Below are 16,385 nucleotides of genomic sequence, written 5' to 3'. Positions count from 1 at the left end.
TTTCGACTGACGTCGATCAGGCTCGGTCAGCCAGATCGGCGGTGAGTGCCGCCCACTTGTGAAGCAGTTCAGCGCCCGCGCCGCTGTCGATCGCGGCAGCGGCGGCGTCCATCCCGGCAGAGATCGCACCCTCCAGGTCGTCGCCGACACCGTTGAATGCCGCGATGGCTGCTCCCGCATTCAGCAAGACCGCGTCCCGGACGGGGCCCTTCTGCCCGGAGAGCAGCGTTCGCGCGACCGTGGCGTTGACTTCGGCGTCTCCTCCGCGCAACTCCTCGAGAGGAACGCGGTCGATTCCGAGATCACGCGGATCCAACGTGACGGTTCGCACACTTCCGCCGCCGACGATGTGGACCGTCGAAGTCGTGGAGGTGGTCAGCTCGTCGAGTCCGTCGTCTCCGCGCACCACCAACGCCGAATTGCCGCGCTGCGCAAGTACTCCCGCGACAACCGAGATCAGCTTCGGAAATGCGCACCCGATCAGGCCGGCGCGCGGGCGAGCCGGATTGGTCAGTGGACCGAGCACGTTGAACGCCGTCGGGATGCCGATTTCCTTGCGGGGCACCGCTGCAAAGCGCAGTGCGGGATGGAAGACCGGCGCGAAGCAGAAGCCGATGCCGACCTCTTCGACGCACCTCGCCACCTGCTCCGGCCCGAGGTTGATGCGAACGCCGAGCGCCTCGAGCACGTCGGCTCCGCCGCTCTTGGATGAAGCAGCGCGGTTGCCGTGTTTGACAACTCGCACACCGGACGCGGCAACCACGATCGAGGCCATCGTCGAGATGTTGACGGTGTTGGAGCGGTCACCACCCGTACCGACGATGTCGACGACGTCGGAATCGACCGGCACGCGCCGGGAGTGTTCGAGCATCGCGGCAGCGAGCCCTTCCAACTCCGCGGGAGTTTCGCCCTTCATCTTCAGCCCGACGCCGAAAGCTGCGATCTGAGCGGAAGTGGCGTTGTCCGACATGATCTCGCCCATCGCCCAACGGGAGTCCGCTTCCGACAAGTCACTGCCGTCCGTGAGCAATCCGAGAATCATCGGCCAGGACCGCACCACTGCACTCGAATCGACGTTCACGGCGTTGGATGCGTCGGTGCCGGCCATAGTGCCTTGGTCCCCTGTCGTTCATGTGGGCTGGATTTCGTGCTGTCGTTTCGTGCTGTCTTTTTGTGCTGTCATTACGTGCTGTCATTTTGTGCTGCCGATGACCCTCGCAGCCTAGTCAGTGAGGTAGCGAGGACACCGAATAGGGCCGCTCAGGACTTTCGGCGGCCGCGCTTGGGTGTCGCCTCCGCAAGGGCTGGGGGCTGAAGCGCATCCCACCCGGCTACCGAACCACCCAGTCGCTGGGCCAGACCGGCCATTCGAGATCGCTCCTGGGAGCAATGCAGGGCGTCCAGCACCTGGACACGCTCGAAGATGACGCGAACCGAATTCTCGGCCGCCTGCGCCACGTCCTCGGGCCGACTCACGCCTCGCACATAGCCGTCCTGGGCGACGATGTTCTCGGCATCGACAACGGCACCCTCCGGCAGGTCCAGATGGTGCCGCAGAACCACTTCGGACTCCGCCCGGAACTTCGGCTCGGTGGAGCCGGCACGTTCGAGAGCGGTCGAACTCGCCTCGGCGTCGTCGAAGCCCTCGGCGACGACGACCAGATCCGACCGCCCCGCGTCGAGCGGCGTCGGAATCTTTGTGCCGAAAATTCTCAGGAACCACGGTCTACTCTTGTGTGTAGCTGCCATCGCGCCAGCATATTCCGACCACGCCACCAGCGCGTTCGCCGCCCGATCCCGCGAACTCGAGCCGAGCGACGCGCCGATGGTGGACCCGAGTGGTCGTCTCTTACGACGAAGCGTCATACTTCTGTCTGTGACGAGCGCAGTAGGGACTTCAGGATCGGCAATCACCCAACGCGTGCACTCGCTGAACCGGCCGAATATGGTCAGCGTTGGCACCATCGTGTGGTTGTCAAGTGAGCTCATGTTCTTCGCAGGGCTCTTTGCCATGTACTTCGTGGCACGAGCTCAGGCGAACGGAAATTGGCCGCCGGAGCCAACCGAATTGAACCTGTATCTGGCCGTGCCGGTGACCTTGGTGCTGATCGCATCTTCGTTCACCTGCCAGATGGGTGTCTTCGCGGCTGAGCGTGGCGACGTCTTCGGACTTCGTCGCTGGTACACCATCACCTTGATCATGGGGGCGTTCTTCGTCTCCGGCCAGGGTTACGAGTACTACCACCTTGTGCACGAGGGCACCACGATTTCGAGCAGCGTGTACGGCTCGGTGTTCTATATGACCACCGGCTTCCACGGTTTGCACGTCATCGGCGGTCTCATCGCCTTCGTCTTCTTGATCGCACGTACCCGGGTCAGCAAGTTCACGCCCGCCCAGGCCACCGCCGCGATCGTTGTTTCGTACTACTGGCACTTTGTCGACATCGTGTGGATCGCGCTGTTTGCCACGATTTATTTCATCCGTTAATCAGCTGTACGCCCCAGGCAGCCCCTGACGTCCAGTTCCGTCCCGACATACCAAAGGGATACAGATGAGTTCATCCCCCCCTCCCGCATCCGATAACTCAGCGAATGCCGCGAAGTCGCGTCGCCAGCGGAAAATCCGCCGGCGCGTTACCGGCGCGCTCGTATTGATGATGGGATTGATCAGCGCAGGTTTCCTCGCTTCGGCGTTGACACCAGCTCCGCAGGTTGCGACCGCCAGTGACGATTCAGCAGCTCTGATTCGTGAAGGCAAGCAGCTCTACGACACGTCATGCATCACGTGCCACGGCGCGAACTTGCAGGGCGTGCAGGACCGCGGTCCCAGCCTCATCGGCGTCGGCGAAGCAGCCGTGTACTTCCAGGTCTCCTCTGGTCGTATGCCCGCAGCTCGCAACGAGGCCCAGGCTGCACGCAAGGACCCCAAGTTCGATGCTGCGCAGACCGATGCCCTCGGCGCTTTCATCCAGGCCAACGGCGGCGGCCCGACGCTCATCCGCGACGAGAACGGCGAAATCGCCCAGTCCTCGCTGCGCGGTGGCGACATCGGACGCGGCAGTGAGCTCTTCCGGCTCAACTGCGCTTCTTGCCACAACTTCACCGGCCGCGGCGGCGCACTGTCCTCGGGCAAGTACGCCCCGGTCCTGGATCCGGCCAGCGAGCAGCAGATCTACGCTGCCATGGTTACCGGCCCCCAGAACATGCCGAAGTTCTCGGATCGTCAGCTGACGATCGAGGAGAAGAAGGACATCATCGCCTACGTCAAGTCGTCGGGCGAGTCGAAGGACCCCGGTGGGTACGGGCTCGGTGGCCTCGGTCCGGCCTCTGAGGGTCTCGCCATGTGGGCCGTCGGAATCATCGCTGTCGTCGGTGCAGCATTGTGGATCGGAGCAAGGTCATGAGCGACGCTGGCCAGCATGGCGGCGATACGCCTAAGAAGTACACAGATGAAGAGCTCGACGCGATGTCACGCGACGACCTGGTCAAGCTGGGTACCAATCTCGATGGCGTCGACGTCGTCTACCGCCGTGATCGTTGGTCGGTAAAGGGCACCAGGGCGGAGAAGCGCGCAGAGCGCAACGTCGCCTTCTGGTTCGGCCTCGCCGGCGTTTCGGCGATCGCGTTCATCGCGATCTACCTGTTCTGGCCCTGGGAGTACGCCGGCGCCGGTGACGAGAACTACGGCAAGTACAGCCTGTACACCCCGCTGATCGGCTTGACCATGGGTCTGGCGATCCTCGGCGTCGGTATCGGTGCCGTTCAGTTCACGAAGAAGTTCATCCCCGAAGAGGTTTCGATCCAGGACCGCCACGACGGTGGTTCCACAGAGGTCGATCGTCGCACGATCGTTGCCGAACTCGGCGACACCCTCGATACGTCCACCCTCCCCCGCCGCAAGGCCATCAAGCGCAGCTTGATGTTCGGTGGTGGCGCACTCGGCGTCATGATGGTCATGCCTCTCGGCGGACTCATCAAGAACCCGTGGGCCAAGGGCGACGACTCACCCCTGTGGGTGTCCGGCTGGACCCCCAACTACCCGGGCGAGACCATCTACCTGCGTCGTGACACCGGCCGTCCCGAGGACATCGTCCTCGTTCGCCCGGAAGATCTCGATGCCGGATCGATGGAAACGGTCTTCCCGTTCCGCGAGTCCGATCGTGGCGACGAGCATGCTCTGCTCGCAGCACTTCGCGGCATTCGCAACTCGGTGATGCTCATCCGCCTGCGCACGGAAGACACCGCGCGTGTCACCAAGCGCAAGGGCCAGGAAAGCTTCAACTACGGCGACTACTTCGCGTACTCGAAGATCTGCACCCACCTGGGTTGCCCCACCTCGCTCTACGAACAGCAGAGCAACCGTATTCTGTGCCCCTGCCACCAGTCGCAGTTCGACGCACTGACCTACGGCAAGCCGATCTTCGGTCCCGCTGCTCGCGCACTTCCGCAGTTGCCTATTACAGTGAACGAAGAGGGCTTCCTGGTCGCCGACGGTGACTTCATCGAAGCACTCGGCCCGGCATTTTGGGAGCGTCGACCGTGACCACAACAACAACCAAACCGTCCAAGATCAGCGCGGCAGCGGCTGGACAAGCGGAGGCTATGGACTCCCGCTACCACCTCGCTGCAGGCATGCGCAGGCAGATCAACAAGGTCTTCCCGACGCACTGGTCCTTCATGCTCGGCGAGATCGCGCTCTACAGCTTCGTGATCCTGCTGATCTCCGGTGTGTTCCTGACGCTGTTCTTCGATCCGTCGATGGCACACGTCGTCTACCAGGGCGCATACCAGCCGCTACGCGGTGTCACGATGTCTCGCGCCTACGAGACCACCCTCAACATCTCCTTCGAGGTGCGCGGCGGTCTCTTCGTTCGCCAGATTCACCACTGGGCTGCACTGATGTTCGCGGCGTCGATCATCGTTCACCTCGCTCGCATCTTCTTCACCGGCGCATTCCGTCGCCCGCGTGAAGCGAACTGGGTCATCGGCTGCCTGCTGCTCATCCTGGCGATGTTCGAAGGCTTCTTCGGTTACACCATCCCCGACGACCTGCTCTCGGGCACCGGCCTCCGCGCTGCGTTCGGTGGTATCACGATGAGTATCCCGATCGTCGGTACCTGGATGCACTGGCTGATCTTCGACGGCGACTTCCCCGGCGACCTCATCATTCCGCGCCTCTACGTCGCGCACGTGCTGCTGTTCCCGGGCATCATCTTGGCCCTGATCGCCGGCCACCTCGCGTTGGTCTGGTACCAGAAGCACACGCAGTTCCCCGGCCCCGGCCGCACGGAACAGAACGTCGTCGGCGTTCGTATTCTCCCGGTCTTCGCGATGAAGGGTGGCGCGTTCTTCGCCATGACCTTCGGTGTGCTCGCACTGCTCGGTGGTCTGTTCCAGATCAACCCCGTGTGGAACATCGGTCCGTACAACCCGTCTCAGGTCTCGGCTGGTTCCCAGCCCGATATCTACATGATGTGGACGGACGGCCTTGCTCGACTGTGGCCGGCGTGGGAGATCTACCTGTTCAACCGCTACACGATCCCCGCTGTGTTCGCCGTCGCCCTGATCATGGGCCTCGTCTTCGCACTGTTGATCGCGTACCCGTGGATCGAGAAGCGCCTCACCGGAGACGACGCTCACCACAACATCCTGCAGCGCCCGCGCGACGTGCCGGTCCGTACCGCTATCGGTGCAATGTCCATCGCGTTCTACCTGGTGCTCACGATCTCCTGCATCAACGACATCATCGCGTACCACCTGCACATCTCACTGAACGCAATGACGTGGATCGGCCGTATCGGCATGGTTCTCCTTCCGCCCATCGCGTACTTCGTGACGTACCGGTTCTGCATCGGCCTGCAGCGCAGTGACCGTGCAGTCCTCGAGCACGGCATCGAGACCGGCATCATCAAGCGGATGCCGAACGGCCAGTACATCGAGATCCACCAGCCGCTCGGCCCCGTCGACGAGCACGGACACCCGATCCCGCTCGAGTACCAGGGTGCAGCTGTCCCGAAGAAGATGAACAAGCTCGGCCTCGCCGGTAAGCCCGGTAGCGGTAGCCTGATCACCGCTGACCCGGTCGAGGAGAGCGAGGCTCTCGAAGCCGCTCATCACGAAGCTGAGCACGAGCAGCTTCAGATCCTTCTGGACTACCAGAACCGAACCAACGGCAAGTCCGATGGTTCCAGTGGAGAACTCCACTAAGAACGACAGCTGACCAGTGAGGCCCCGAACCGGATTCCGGTTCGGGGCCTCACTCGTTCTCTGCGCGATTCAGTTTGGAGAACCACTAAAGTGTGTTACCACTCCCCCAGTTCGCCGTGTGCGGCCGGTATGAAGGGCAGTACGCCCAATCTCAGACCTCGAAGACGGACGAATAGTGCTCGACCGTCGGGAACGGTTCGTAGAAGTGATGGAGAAGTTCTCGCCACTTCTCGTAACCCGCGGACCGACGGAACCCGATGGTGTGTGACTCCAAGTCCTCCCACTCGACGAGCAGGAGGTACCGTTCCGGCGCTTCCACGCAGTGCGAGAGCCGCAGCCTGATGAATCCGGGAACCTCGGAGATGATGGCGCGGGCCACGTCGAACGCGGACTCGAATTGCGCCGACTGCGCCGGATCGACCTGCAGGACGGCATGTTCGAGGATCATAGGCGAAGTGTTGCACGTTCTCGAGAGTCCCCACGAGGCGTTGCCGCCTGGTGAGATACTCGGACCATGACATCCCATGCGCGCGGCACCTTCGAGATCGATCTCCGCCCTGCCGATCCTGAGCTCGCCGGACGCGTCGGCCGCTTCGAGTTCGACAAGACATTCGTCGGCGGCATCGAAGGTACGTCGTCCGGCCTCATGCTGTCCGCCGGCGACCCGACACACGGTGAAGCCGGCTACGTCGCGTTGGAAGTTGTCACCGGGCAAGTCGAGGAAGCGGTGGGGTCGTTCGCCCTGCAGCAGTTCGGTCAGATGATCGACGGAACACAGAAGCTCCTGTACGAGATCGTGCCGGGCTCCGGAACCGGCGAATTGAAGGGTATCTCGGGCACTCTCGAGCTCGAGGTAGTCGATGGTCTACACCGCTACGACCTCGAATACCTGCTCCACGACTGACAGACAGCGGTTGATACTTCGCACGCTCGTCCTACACCCGCACAAACGACAACCCTGCACCAACGACAACCCTGCATCAACGACAACAGAGGCGCCGAACCCGGATGGATTCGGCGCCTCTGTTCGAGTGCAGGTGAAACTAGTGCTTCTCGGGTCCGGTGTAGTACTCGAACACGAGGCCGGCAGCTGCGGCCAGCACACAGACAACTGCGACTGCGATGAGCCACGGCTGGAAGTACGCCAGCGACACTGCCGCGAGTGCAGCAGCGGCGGCCAGCAGGATCGGCCAGAAGCTACCCGGGCTGAAGAAGCCCAGTTCTCCTGCACCGTCCGAGATTTCAGCGTCGTCGTAGTCCTCGGGACGGGTGTCCAGACGACGAGCAACGAAGCGGAAGTAGGTACCCACGATGAGCGTCAGACCTGCAGACAGGACGATGGCCGTCAGTCCGGCCCACTCGATACCTGTGCGTGACAGAGCGGTGAACACTCCGTAGATGATCGCGACGAGAATGAAGAACATCGTCAGGATCTCGAAGAGCTTGGCTTCGATCTTCATATCAGCACTTGTCCTTGTTCAGTGAAGAGGCTGGCCGGCTCAGTTGCCTGCAGTGGCGACGGTTGCCTGACGGTACTCGCGGTCGGTGTTGAACGGCGTGGTCGACGTAGCCACCGGCGACTGACCGATTGCCTGCAGAGCCTCAGCGGTCGTCAGACCACCATTGCCCTCCGCGTCACCCTTGCGCAGTTCGATGTACTTGGCGAAGTCCTCCGGCGAAACCGCACGAACCTCGAAGTTCATCATCGCGTGGAACGTGCCACACATTTCTGCACAACGCCCGACGAACGCGCCTTCCTTCTCGATCTCACTGATCTGGAAGATGTTGTCCGAGTGGTTCTCCTTGGGGTTCGGGAGAACGTCACGCTTGAACAGGAACTCGGGCACCCAGAATGCGTGGATGACGTCCGAGGAAGCGAGTTCGAACTGGATTCGCTTGCCGGTGGGCAGAACGAGGATCGGGATCTCCTGGCTGGAGCCGACGGTCTCGATCTTGTCGTAGTGCAGGTAGCTCAGGTCCTCGGTGCTGTTGCCGTGGATCGGGCCGGGAACTTCTTCGCCGTGATCGTTGACAGTGGAGCCCTCGGTCTTGGCAGCCTCTTCGGCCTCGACGTCGATTCCGTTGTACTTGGCGGAACCGTCACCGAACTCGATGGAGCGGTAGCCGAACTTCCAGTTCCACTGGAAGGCCGTGACGTCTACGACGACGTCAGGGTTGTCCGTCTTATCCAGAACATGGTTCTGAACGATGACGGTGAAGTAGAAGAGAACCGCGATGATGACGAAGGGAACTGCCGTGTAACCGAGTTCGAGCGGCACGTTGTATGCCGTCTGACGCGGGAATTCCGGCGAGTCCTTCTTCTTACGGTGGAAGATGACGGCCCAGAAGACCAACCCCCACACCAGCACACCCATGACGAGGGCGGCTACAACCGACCACGTCCACAGCTCACGCATGCGCGTCGCCTCCGGGGTGATGCCCGAAGGCCACCCGAAACGAAGCACTTCGTTGTCGATGGAGCAACCCGACAGCAGCAAGGCAGCAATGCCCAGAGATACTGCCAGCCCCGCTCGCCGAAGGATCCGACCTTGCGCCACGTTCACGCCTTCCTGATCGCCACAAAATTCAACTAGGGCATGCCCGGAGGGAAGGCCCAATTACTACGCAGCGTAGACCAAAGCCGGGCGCTATCCATCCTCGGGTCCTCGCCCGTGTCGCGGCGGACGTCACACAGCTCTCTCAGGTGCTGCTCAGGAACGGCTCAGGTCGTTTGGGCGACGCACATCACGTCGATTCGTTCCGCCGCGATCGGCAGAGACGTCGATCTGCGGCATACTTTCGACAAGAGTTCGTTGACCTCTCCCCGACACTCGTGTCCGGGAGCCTTCTGTACAAAAAATTCTGAATCGAGGAACCGGACGCTGTGTGTGGACTGCTCGGGCTACTGACATCTGGCGGAACCAGCGAGGACGCCGTCTCGCGGGTCGACCAGGCGATGCATTGCCTTCGTCACCGCGGGCCGGACGAACACGGGACGTGGAACGACGACCACCTCGTCTTCGGGTTCAACCGCCTGGCGATCATCGACATCGCTCATTCCCACCAGCCGCTGCGTTGGGGCCCGCCGGAGAATCCGGAGCGCTACGCGCTCACGTTCAACGGCGAGATCTACAACTATCTGGAGATTCGCGCCGAGTTGGTCAAGGATCACGACGCGAAGTTCTTCACCGAGGGCGACTCGGAAGCCATCGTCGCTGCATTCCACTACTGGGGTGAAGATGCAGTCCGGCGCCTGCGCGGAATGTTCGCGTTTGCGATCTGGGACACCGACACACGTGAGCTGTTCATCGCGCGCGATCCGTTCGGTATCAAGCCGCTGTTCATCGCGACCGGCGCCGGCGGCACCGCGTTCGGCAGCGAGAAGAAGAGCCTGCTCGAACTCACCGATCTGATCGGCATCGGTACCGAACTGGATCCGCGCGCCATCGAGCACTACACCGTTCTGCAGTACGTACCGGAGCCGGAAACACTGCACAAGCAGATCCGACGCCTGGAATCGGGCAGCTTCGCTCGAGTGCGTCCGGGCGAGGAGCCCACGTTCACGCGGTACTTCACGCCGAAGTTCCCGGCCAAGCCTTTTGCGCCGGGCACGGAGAAGGCGCGCTACCAGGAAATCGCCGAGGCACTCGAAGATTCGGTTGCCAAGCACATGCGCGCCGACGTCACCGTCGGTTCGTTCCTGTCCGGCGGTATCGACTCCACTGCCATCGCGGCGCTGGCGATGCGTCACAACCCCAACCTGATCACCTTCACGACAGGTTTCGAACGTGAGGGCTATTCCGAGGTCGACGTTGCTGCAGAATCCGCCGCAGCGATCGGCGCGAAGCACGTCGTCAAGGTGGTCTCCCCCGCCGAGTTCGCCGCTGCCATTCCCGAGATCGTCTGGTACCTCGACGACCCGGTGGCCGATCCGGCGTTGATTCCGCTGTGGTTCATCGCGAAGGAAGCTCGCAAGCACGTCAAGGTGGTGCTGTCCGGCGAGGGCGCCGACGAGCTGTTCGGCGGCTACACGATCTATCGTGAACCGTTGTCGCTCAAGCCTTTCGAGTACCTCCCCAAGGGATTGCGTCGGGCCGCGGGCAAGTTGTCCGAACGCATCCCGGACGGCACTCGCGGCAAGAGTCTGCTCAACCGCGGTTCCTTGACGCTCGAGGAGCGCTACTACGGCAACGCTCGTAGCTTCAACGACGCTCAGCTTCGCGCCGTCCTGCGCGACTTCCGACCCGAATGGACTCACCAGGACGTCACCGCGCCGATCTACGCGCAGTCTCGGGACTGGGATCCGGTTGCCCGGATGCAGCATCTCGACCTGTTCACGTGGCTGCGAGGCGACATCCTCGTCAAGGCCGACAAGATGACGATGGCCAACTCGCTGGAACTGCGTGTGCCGTTCCTCGATCCCGAGGTCTTCGACGTCGCCTCACGCGTTCCGCTCGATCAGAAGATCACGAAGGACACAACCAAGTACGCGCTGCGTCAGGCCTTGGAAGGCATTGTGCCGCACCATGTTCTGCACCGCGCCAAGCTCGGATTCCCGGTTCCCCTGCGCCACTGGCTTCGCGGCACCGAACTCTTCGACTGGGCACATCTGCAGATCGAAGAGTCGGGAACCGACCACATCTTCGACAAGCAGGCCGTCGTGAAGATGCTCAACGATCACCGCGAGGGCGTTTCGGACCACAGCCGACGCCTGTGGACCGTCTTGACCTTCATGGTCTGGCACGGAATCTTCGTGGAGAAGCGCATCGTGCCGCAGATCCAGGAACCGGTGTACCCGGTCAATATCTAGGCCTTCGGCCCCGTGAGCGGTTAGGGAGTCTCCGGACTCCTCAACCACTCACGGGGCGGAGCCCCTACTTCGGAAGAATCGTCGCGATCTCGTCCGCTGCCGCGCTGCCGTACGCCTCGGTGAGGCGCTTGAGGGCCTCGTCGCGATTGAACACCCACTCCTGGGTTCCGACGGTCTCGAGGATCAACACAGCAACCAGAGATCCCAGCTGTGCGGCACGCTCGAAGCTCAGACCAGCGCCGTGTGCGAGCAGGAAGCCCGCGCGGAAGCCGTCGCCAACACCCGTCGGATCAACCTTGCCAGTCTCGGGCACTACGTCGACACGCACCCAATTACCTTCGGCATCAACAATTTCCACACCCTTTGAGCCGAGGGTGGTGACGCGGATGCCGACCTGTGCGCGGATCTCTTCCTCACTCAGACCCGTCTTCTGCTGAAGCAGACCCCACTCGTACTCGTTGGTGAACAAGTACTTCGCACCGTGGATGAGGGCCTTGGCCTCGTCACCGGACAGGCGGGCAAGCTGCTGCGACGGATCAGCTGCGAACGGGATTCCGAGCAGGCGGCATTCGTCGGTATGGCGAACCATTGCTTCGGGGTCGTTTGCGCCGACCAGTACAAGATCGAGTGCACCCGCGGTCTTGGCCACTGCTGCGAGTTCGATCTCGCGGGCCTCGCTCATCGCACCGGGGTAGAACGACGCGATCTGCGCCATGTCCTCGTCGGTGGTGCACACGAAACGCGCGGTGTGTGCCTTGTCCGAGATGCGGACCGCGCTGCAATCGACGCCGTTGTCCTCGAGCCAGGTGCGGTATTCGGCGAAGTCCGCGCCGACCGCACCGACGAGCAGCGGCGACCCACCGAGCACGCCCATTGCGTAGGCGATGTTGCCGCCGACGCCGCCGCGGCGGATCACGAGGTCGTCCACCAGGAAGCTCAGCGAAATGTGGGCGAGCTGATCGGCGAGGAGCTGATCGGCGAAGCGGCCGGGAAAGCGCATCAAGTGGTCGGTGGCAATGGAACCGGTTACCGCAATAGTCACGGATCGTGGCCTTTCAGCGAAGTGAGTACAAGAATGAAAGAGGAGCAAAAGTTCACGTTACTGCCCGTAGCGCCGTCTTTGGCACCCGAGCCGTCAGATCGGAACCGCCTGGGTACGAGTCACCACAGACAACTGACGCGAAACCGAATGTCGGTTCCGCGTCAGTTGTTTGCGAATTGAGTTGTGATCGACGGACTCAGTTGAACGAGTCACCGCAGGCGCAGGAGCCTGTTGCGTTGGGGTTGTCGATCGAGAAGCCCTGCTGCTCGATGGTGTCGAGGAAGTCGATGGACGCACCTTCGACGTACGGCGCGCTCATCCGGTCGACAACCAGGTTGACGCCGTTGAAGTCGACGGTGAGGTCACCATCGAGCGTGCGGTCGTCGAAGAACAGCTGGTACTTCAGTCCGGCACAGCCGCCGGGCTGCACTGCGATACGCAGCGCGAGGTCGTCGCGACCCTCCTGATCGAAGAGTGCCTTCGCCTTGGCGGATGCGGCCTCGGTCATCTTGACGCCGTGGGTGGCGGTCTCGTTCTGCACAGTCATGGGCTCTCCCTAATGTTCGTACCAACCCGTGAACGCTTCAACGGTACGCCGCTGCCGACTTATTCCCGCCAGTCCTTACCGGGTGCGATTCGTCTTCATCCTATCCGGTCTTCCCGTCACGGCAACGGCGCGTCGACGCTGGTGGATCCTGCGCTCTGTTGACCGCGCCAGATGTTCCATTCGCGCGCCGTATGTTCGGCGAGTCCCTCGAGACACGCCGACGCTTCGTTCATCGCGCGTTCCACCGAACCCGCGAACTCTGTCACCGATTCCGCCGCGACTATCGAGGTCGACGCATAGTCCGCCTCGTCGAGCGTCACCTGGCCGGCAAAGACGAGCGTCGGAACGCCGTGCGCTGCCCCGGCCGAAGCGAGCGCTGTGACGAGTTTGCCTCGCAGAGATTGGTGGTCGAACTTGCCTTCGCCGGTGATCACCAGGTCGGCAGACGCCAATAGCGCTGCCTGCCCGGTCCGATCGGCGACGACGTCGGCCCCGGATCGCCGCTGCGCACCGAGCGCGAACAGCGCAGCACCGATACCACCTGCGGCGCCGGCGCCAGGAAGATCCGACACTCCCTTCTCGCTGATGGACTCCAACTGTTCTGCCCACATCGCGTTTCTCGCTTCGAGGACGGCGATTGCCTCGGCGTCGGCGCCTTTTTGCGGGCCGAACACCGCTGCCGCACCGTGCTCGCCGAGAAGTACGTGTTCGACGTCGGTGGCCGCGACCAACTGAACGCCCGCCGCAGCCGCCGTTGCAGCCTCCAGGCCGCCCAACGCCTCCACCAGTCCACGTCCCCCGTCTGTGCAGCAACTCCCACCAAGTCCGACGACGATCGTCTTCACGCCTTCCTCGAGCGCAGCCGCGATCAGTTCTCCGACACCGCGACTGTGCGCGGCGAGTGCGCTCGCACGCGTCGGTGGACCTCCGAGCAGGCCGAGCCCGACTGCTTCGGCCGACTCGATGTACGCCGTGCCCGAATCGAGCAGCCACTTCGCGTCGACGCCCGCGGTCAACGGACCGGACACCCGCGCGGACCGGATGTCGCCCCCTGCCGCGGCCAAGACGTCGACAAATCCCGGTCCCCCGTCGGATTGTGGCGCGGTGACGACGTCGTCATCGGGTCGGCCGCGTCGCCAACCGGCAGAAATGGACTCGGCCGCCTCGACGGCGGTCAGGGTCTCGCCGAATGAATCTGGAGCAACTATTACTCGCATAGCCGAAGTCTAAGAGTGCCGAATGACCCCGATGTTTCGGTTTCTCGAGCGTTTGAGCGTCTTGCGCGATTGTGATTTTCAGAAAGACCGAGGTCGGTTTCCCAGACCGTGCACTTATCCAATAGCCTGGAGGTGTGAAATTGCTACGCCGCGGTGACTCAGACAACTCCGACAAACGTGACGTCGAGGGCACTGAGGCATCCTCGGCCTCCGAAGAGGCGCCCATCGAGCAGGTGGGCAAGGGCCGCCCAACACCCAAGCGTCGTGACGCCGAGGCGAAGAGGCGTGGCCCGGTTGCGCCTGCCCCGCTGACCGCGAAGGAAGCCCGCGCCCGCCGCAAGGCGACCCGCGGATCCAAGGAGGACCGCAAGGCCGAAGCCGCCGAGCGTCGCGCATCGTCGGCAGACCGCCGCGCCCGCATGCTCGCCGGCGAGGACAAGTACCTGCTCCCCCGCGACAAGGGCCCGGTTCGCGCCTACGTCCGCGACTTCATCGATGCTCGCCGCAACCTCGTCGGGCTGTTCATGCCGCTCGCATTGATCCTCATCATGACGATGTTCGTCACGCCCGCACTCCAGCAGATCGTCACGCTGGCAATGCTCGTGATGATGCTCTTCATGGTCGGTGAAGGCATCTGGCTCGGACGCATGATCAACAACCGCGTCGCCGAGCGCTTCCCCGACAGCACCGACGGCGGATTCAAGCTCGGCTGGTACGCGTTCGTTCGCGCGTCGCAGATCCGTAAGCTGCGCGCACCGAAGCCTCGTGTGGGGCCGGGCGACGCAATCTGAGTGTGACGAACACGTATAGAACTTTGGTCCTCGGCGGCGCGCGGTCTGGTAAGTCCGCGCACGCCGAGGATTTGGTTTGTGCAGGCCACTTACCCGAAGATTCGGCACCGATCCGGTACCTGGCGACAGCGAAGCGCGATAACTCCGACGCCGACTGGGAAAGCCGGATCGATCAGCACCGGAGCAGACGGCCTTCTCACTGGTCGACCGTCGAGACCGCGGATGCAGGTGACCTCGCGGCGCAGCTCGAAAGCGATTCACACACAGCGACGTTGGTCGACGATCTGGGAACGTGGCTGACCACGGAACTGGACCGTCAGAGCGCCTGGGACGCACCGCGCGGCACCATCACGCCCGCTGCGGACAGCCTTGTCGCCGGCGTCGAGAACTACCGCGGATCCTTGGTACTGGTCAGCCCGGAAGTAGGTTTGGCCGTGATTCCCGAGACCCGGTCAGGACGATTGTTCCGCGACGAGATCGGCACTCTCAACGCTCGTATCGCCGCGGTGTGCGATCGTGTCGTACTAGTGGTTGCAGGGTTACCGCTCGTCTTGAAAGATACTGCTGCACAACCGGAAGGCACGATGTGAGTACCGACGCCAATTCAGGGGCCAATTCAGGGGCGAATCCAGTTGCCGACCCAGAATCCAACCCTGACGTCGCGCCTGCCAGTAGCGCCGACTTCGAACCTGTCACCCCGCCCGACCGCGACGTGCGCGCGCAGGCCGACGCACGTCAGCGTGACCTGACCAAGCCGGCCGGCTCACTGGGCCGACTGGAGGCTCTGGCCGGCTGGGCATCGGCATGCCAAGGAGTTTGTCCTCCACATGCTTTCGCTCGACCTCGCGTCGTCGTCTTCGCCGGTGATCACGGAATCGCCCGCAACGGTGTCTCCGCCTATCCCCCGGAAGTGACCGCACAGATGGTCGCCAACTTCCTCGGGGGCGGCGCGGCAGTCAACGTCCTCTCCGAGGTTGCCGGCGCCACCGTTCGCGTCGTCGACATCGCGGTGGACGGCGATACCGATCCGGCCGTCTCGAACCACAAGGTACGCAGGTCTTCCGGGTCCATCGACCGCGAAGACGCCATGTCGAACGAGGAAACCCTCCAGGCCATCGCTGCCGGCCGAGCGATCGCGGACGAGGAAATCGACGGGGGCGCAGACCTTCTCATCGCCGGCGACATGGGCATCGGCAACACCACACCCGCCACTGTGCTCATCGCCGCCCTGACGGACAGCGAACCCGTGGCGGTCGTGGGTCGAGGTACCGGTATCGACGACTCCGGGTGGATCCGCAAGACTGCCGCGATTCGCGATGCTCTCCGACGCGCTCGTCCGCACGTTCGCGACACAGTCGCGCTGCTGCGCACGTCTTCGGGTGCCGACCTCGCAGCGATGGCCGGCTTCCTGGCCCAGGCAGCGTCGCGTCGTACGCCGGTGATCCTCGACGGCGTCGTCGTCACCGCAGCCGCCATGGTCGCCGACGAGCTGGCTTTCGGCGCACGTGAATGGTGGGTCGCCGGGCACCGCTCCACGGAACCCGCACACACCATCGCGTTGACGCGAATGGGTCTCGAACCGATCGTCGAGTTCGACATGCGACTCGGCGAAGGGTCAGGCGCAGTCACCGCGCTCCCGATCCTTCAGGGCGCAGTGGCGATCCTGAGCAAGATGGCGACATTCTCCGAGGCCGGTGTCAGCACTCAGGGCAGCGCGCCCGCTGAAGAGCCCGAGTCGATCGACCTGACCAAAACCGTTACGGCGGAGTGA

General features: G+C 63.0%; 17 protein-coding genes. 9 read left to right on the top strand and 8 right to left on the bottom strand.

Annotated features, from left to right (window positions below; translation table 11 throughout):
• Nucleotides 1–16: 16 nt before the first annotated feature.
• Both trpD and ACFT1A_RS17590 read right to left on the bottom strand, forming a co-directional pair.
• A complete protein-coding gene (gene trpD / locus ACFT1A_RS17595; protein ID WP_378448002.1) occupies nucleotides 17–1,108 on the bottom strand; it encodes an anthranilate phosphoribosyltransferase in 1,092 nt (363 codons plus the stop codon).
• A 152-nt stretch (nucleotides 1,109–1,260) separates the two neighbouring features.
• Complete coding sequence (locus ACFT1A_RS17590) at nucleotides 1,261–1,749, bottom strand: hypothetical protein (protein ID WP_378448001.1); 489 nt, start codon at nucleotides 1,747–1,749, stop codon at nucleotides 1,261–1,263.
• 127 nt (nucleotides 1,750–1,876) lie between these two features.
• Between ACFT1A_RS17590 and ACFT1A_RS17585 the strand changes: the two genes are divergently transcribed.
• The 4 genes from ACFT1A_RS17585 (at nucleotide 1,877) to ACFT1A_RS17570 (ending at nucleotide 6,207) form a co-directional block, all read left to right on the top strand.
• Nucleotides 1,877–2,488: a heme-copper oxidase subunit III gene (locus ACFT1A_RS17585; RefSeq protein WP_020908101.1), complete on the top strand. Its 612-nt coding sequence runs from the start codon at nucleotides 1,877–1,879 to the stop codon at nucleotides 2,486–2,488.
• 64 nt (nucleotides 2,489–2,552) lie between these two features.
• A complete protein-coding gene (locus ACFT1A_RS17580) occupies nucleotides 2,553–3,404 on the top strand; it encodes a cytochrome c (RefSeq protein ID WP_020908102.1) in 852 nt (283 codons plus the stop codon).
• Nucleotides 3,401–4,543 carry a ubiquinol-cytochrome c reductase iron-sulfur subunit gene (locus ACFT1A_RS17575; RefSeq protein WP_020908103.1) on the top strand — a complete coding sequence of 381 codons (1,143 nt, stop codon included), beginning with the start codon at nucleotides 3,401–3,403 and terminating at the stop codon, nucleotides 4,541–4,543. The genes ACFT1A_RS17580 and ACFT1A_RS17575 overlap by 4 nt, the downstream gene beginning before the upstream one ends.
• 59 nt (nucleotides 4,544–4,602) lie before the next feature.
• Nucleotides 4,603–6,207, top strand: a complete 1,605-nt coding sequence (locus ACFT1A_RS17570; protein WP_378448044.1) for a cytochrome bc complex cytochrome b subunit — start codon at nucleotides 4,603–4,605, stop codon at nucleotides 6,205–6,207.
• Between the two features lie 151 nt (nucleotides 6,208–6,358).
• Here ACFT1A_RS17570 and ACFT1A_RS17565 read toward each other — a convergent pair whose 3' ends face one another.
• Nucleotides 6,359–6,655, bottom strand: a complete 297-nt coding sequence (locus ACFT1A_RS17565; protein ID WP_378448000.1) for an antibiotic biosynthesis monooxygenase family protein — start codon at nucleotides 6,653–6,655, stop codon at nucleotides 6,359–6,361.
• 66 nt (nucleotides 6,656–6,721) lie between these two features.
• Between ACFT1A_RS17565 and ACFT1A_RS17560 the strand changes: the two genes are divergently transcribed.
• Entirely contained in the window at nucleotides 6,722–7,111 is a 390-nt protein-coding gene (locus ACFT1A_RS17560; protein ID WP_378447999.1) for a DUF3224 domain-containing protein, read from the top strand.
• 139 nt (nucleotides 7,112–7,250) lie between these two features.
• Here the strand turns inward: ACFT1A_RS17560 and ACFT1A_RS17555 are convergent, their stop codons facing one another.
• Nucleotides 7,251–7,667, bottom strand: a complete 417-nt coding sequence (locus tag ACFT1A_RS17555; RefSeq protein WP_003941723.1) for a cytochrome c oxidase subunit 4 — start codon at nucleotides 7,665–7,667, stop codon at nucleotides 7,251–7,253.
• Nucleotides 7,668–7,706: 39 nt separating this feature from the next.
• Nucleotides 7,707–8,771 carry a cytochrome c oxidase subunit II gene (locus tag ACFT1A_RS17550; RefSeq protein ID WP_378447998.1) on the bottom strand — a complete coding sequence of 355 codons (1,065 nt, stop codon included), beginning with the start codon at nucleotides 8,769–8,771 and terminating at the stop codon, nucleotides 7,707–7,709.
• Between the two features lie 320 nt (nucleotides 8,772–9,091).
• Between ACFT1A_RS17550 and asnB the strand changes: the two genes are divergently transcribed.
• On the top strand, nucleotides 9,092–11,017 hold the full coding sequence (gene asnB / locus ACFT1A_RS17545) for an asparagine synthase (glutamine-hydrolyzing) (RefSeq protein ID WP_003941790.1): 1,926 nt from the start codon (nucleotides 9,092–9,094) through the stop codon (nucleotides 11,015–11,017).
• Between the two features lie 64 nt (nucleotides 11,018–11,081).
• Here the strand turns inward: asnB and ACFT1A_RS17540 are convergent, their stop codons facing one another.
• From ACFT1A_RS17540 to ACFT1A_RS17530, 3 genes are all read right to left on the bottom strand, one after another.
• Nucleotides 11,082–12,059 carry a carbohydrate kinase family protein gene (locus tag ACFT1A_RS17540; protein WP_317554523.1) on the bottom strand — a complete coding sequence of 326 codons (978 nt, stop codon included), beginning with the start codon at nucleotides 12,057–12,059 and terminating at the stop codon, nucleotides 11,082–11,084.
• 196 nt (nucleotides 12,060–12,255) lie between these two features.
• Nucleotides 12,256–12,606: an iron-sulfur cluster assembly accessory protein gene (locus ACFT1A_RS17535; RefSeq protein WP_007730053.1), complete on the bottom strand. Its 351-nt coding sequence runs from the start codon at nucleotides 12,604–12,606 to the stop codon at nucleotides 12,256–12,258.
• Between the two features lie 116 nt (nucleotides 12,607–12,722).
• Complete coding sequence (locus ACFT1A_RS17530) at nucleotides 12,723–13,823, bottom strand: glycerate kinase (RefSeq protein ID WP_378447997.1); 1,101 nt, start codon at nucleotides 13,821–13,823, stop codon at nucleotides 12,723–12,725.
• A 134-nt stretch (nucleotides 13,824–13,957) separates the two neighbouring features.
• On the opposite strand from ACFT1A_RS17530, the gene ACFT1A_RS17525 reads away from it, so the two are divergent.
• The 3 genes from ACFT1A_RS17525 to cobT all read left to right on the top strand — a co-directional run bounded on the left by ACFT1A_RS17525 (nucleotide 13,958) and on the right by cobT (nucleotide 16,385).
• Complete coding sequence (locus ACFT1A_RS17525; RefSeq protein WP_007730051.1) at nucleotides 13,958–14,614, top strand: DUF3043 domain-containing protein; 657 nt, start codon at nucleotides 13,958–13,960, stop codon at nucleotides 14,612–14,614.
• A 2-nt stretch (nucleotides 14,615–14,616) separates the two neighbouring features.
• Complete coding sequence (gene cobU, locus ACFT1A_RS17520) at nucleotides 14,617–15,204, top strand: bifunctional adenosylcobinamide kinase/adenosylcobinamide-phosphate guanylyltransferase (RefSeq protein ID WP_378447996.1); 588 nt, start codon at nucleotides 14,617–14,619, stop codon at nucleotides 15,202–15,204.
• A 122-nt stretch (nucleotides 15,205–15,326) separates the two neighbouring features.
• On the top strand, nucleotides 15,327–16,385 hold the full coding sequence (gene cobT / locus ACFT1A_RS17515; protein WP_378448043.1) for a nicotinate-nucleotide--dimethylbenzimidazole phosphoribosyltransferase: 1,059 nt from the start codon (nucleotides 15,327–15,329) through the stop codon (nucleotides 16,383–16,385).

The sequence above is a fragment of the Rhodococcus sp. NPDC057135 genome (assembly GCF_042670865.1).
In the GTDB taxonomy this organism is placed as follows: domain Bacteria; phylum Actinomycetota; class Actinomycetes; order Mycobacteriales; family Mycobacteriaceae; genus Rhodococcus_F.
The sequence above is the reverse complement of the archived record's forward strand: the minus strand, read 5'-3'. Positions and strand labels throughout refer to the sequence as shown.

Excerpts from the sequence above, each read along its gene's own strand:
- ACFT1A_RS17570 (WP_378448044.1), top strand. The coding sequence starts at position 4,603 with ATGGACTCCCGCTACCACCTCGCTGCAGGCATGCGCAGGCAGATCAAC.
- ACFT1A_RS17580 (WP_020908102.1), top strand. The coding sequence starts at position 2,553 with ATGAGTTCATCCCCCCCTCCCGCATCCGATAACTCAGCGAATGCCGCG.
- ACFT1A_RS17555 (WP_003941723.1), bottom strand. The coding sequence starts at position 7,667 with ATGAAGATCGAAGCCAAGCTCTTCGAGATCCTGACGATGTTCTTCATT.
- ACFT1A_RS17560 (WP_378447999.1), top strand. The coding sequence starts at position 6,722 with ATGACATCCCATGCGCGCGGCACCTTCGAGATCGATCTCCGCCCTGCC.
- ACFT1A_RS17530 (WP_378447997.1), bottom strand. The coding sequence starts at position 13,823 with ATGCGAGTAATAGTTGCTCCAGATTCATTCGGCGAGACCCTGACCGCC.
- ACFT1A_RS17565 (WP_378448000.1), bottom strand. The coding sequence starts at position 6,655 with ATGATCCTCGAACATGCCGTCCTGCAGGTCGATCCGGCGCAGTCGGCG.
- ACFT1A_RS17575 (WP_020908103.1), top strand. The coding sequence starts at position 3,401 with ATGAGCGACGCTGGCCAGCATGGCGGCGATACGCCTAAGAAGTACACA.
- ACFT1A_RS17535 (WP_007730053.1), bottom strand. The coding sequence starts at position 12,606 with ATGACTGTGCAGAACGAGACCGCCACCCACGGCGTCAAGATGACCGAG.
- ACFT1A_RS17590 (WP_378448001.1), bottom strand. The coding sequence starts at position 1,749 with ATGGCAGCTACACACAAGAGTAGACCGTGGTTCCTGAGAATTTTCGGC.
- trpD (WP_378448002.1), bottom strand. The coding sequence starts at position 1,108 with ATGGCCGGCACCGACGCATCCAACGCCGTGAACGTCGATTCGAGTGCA.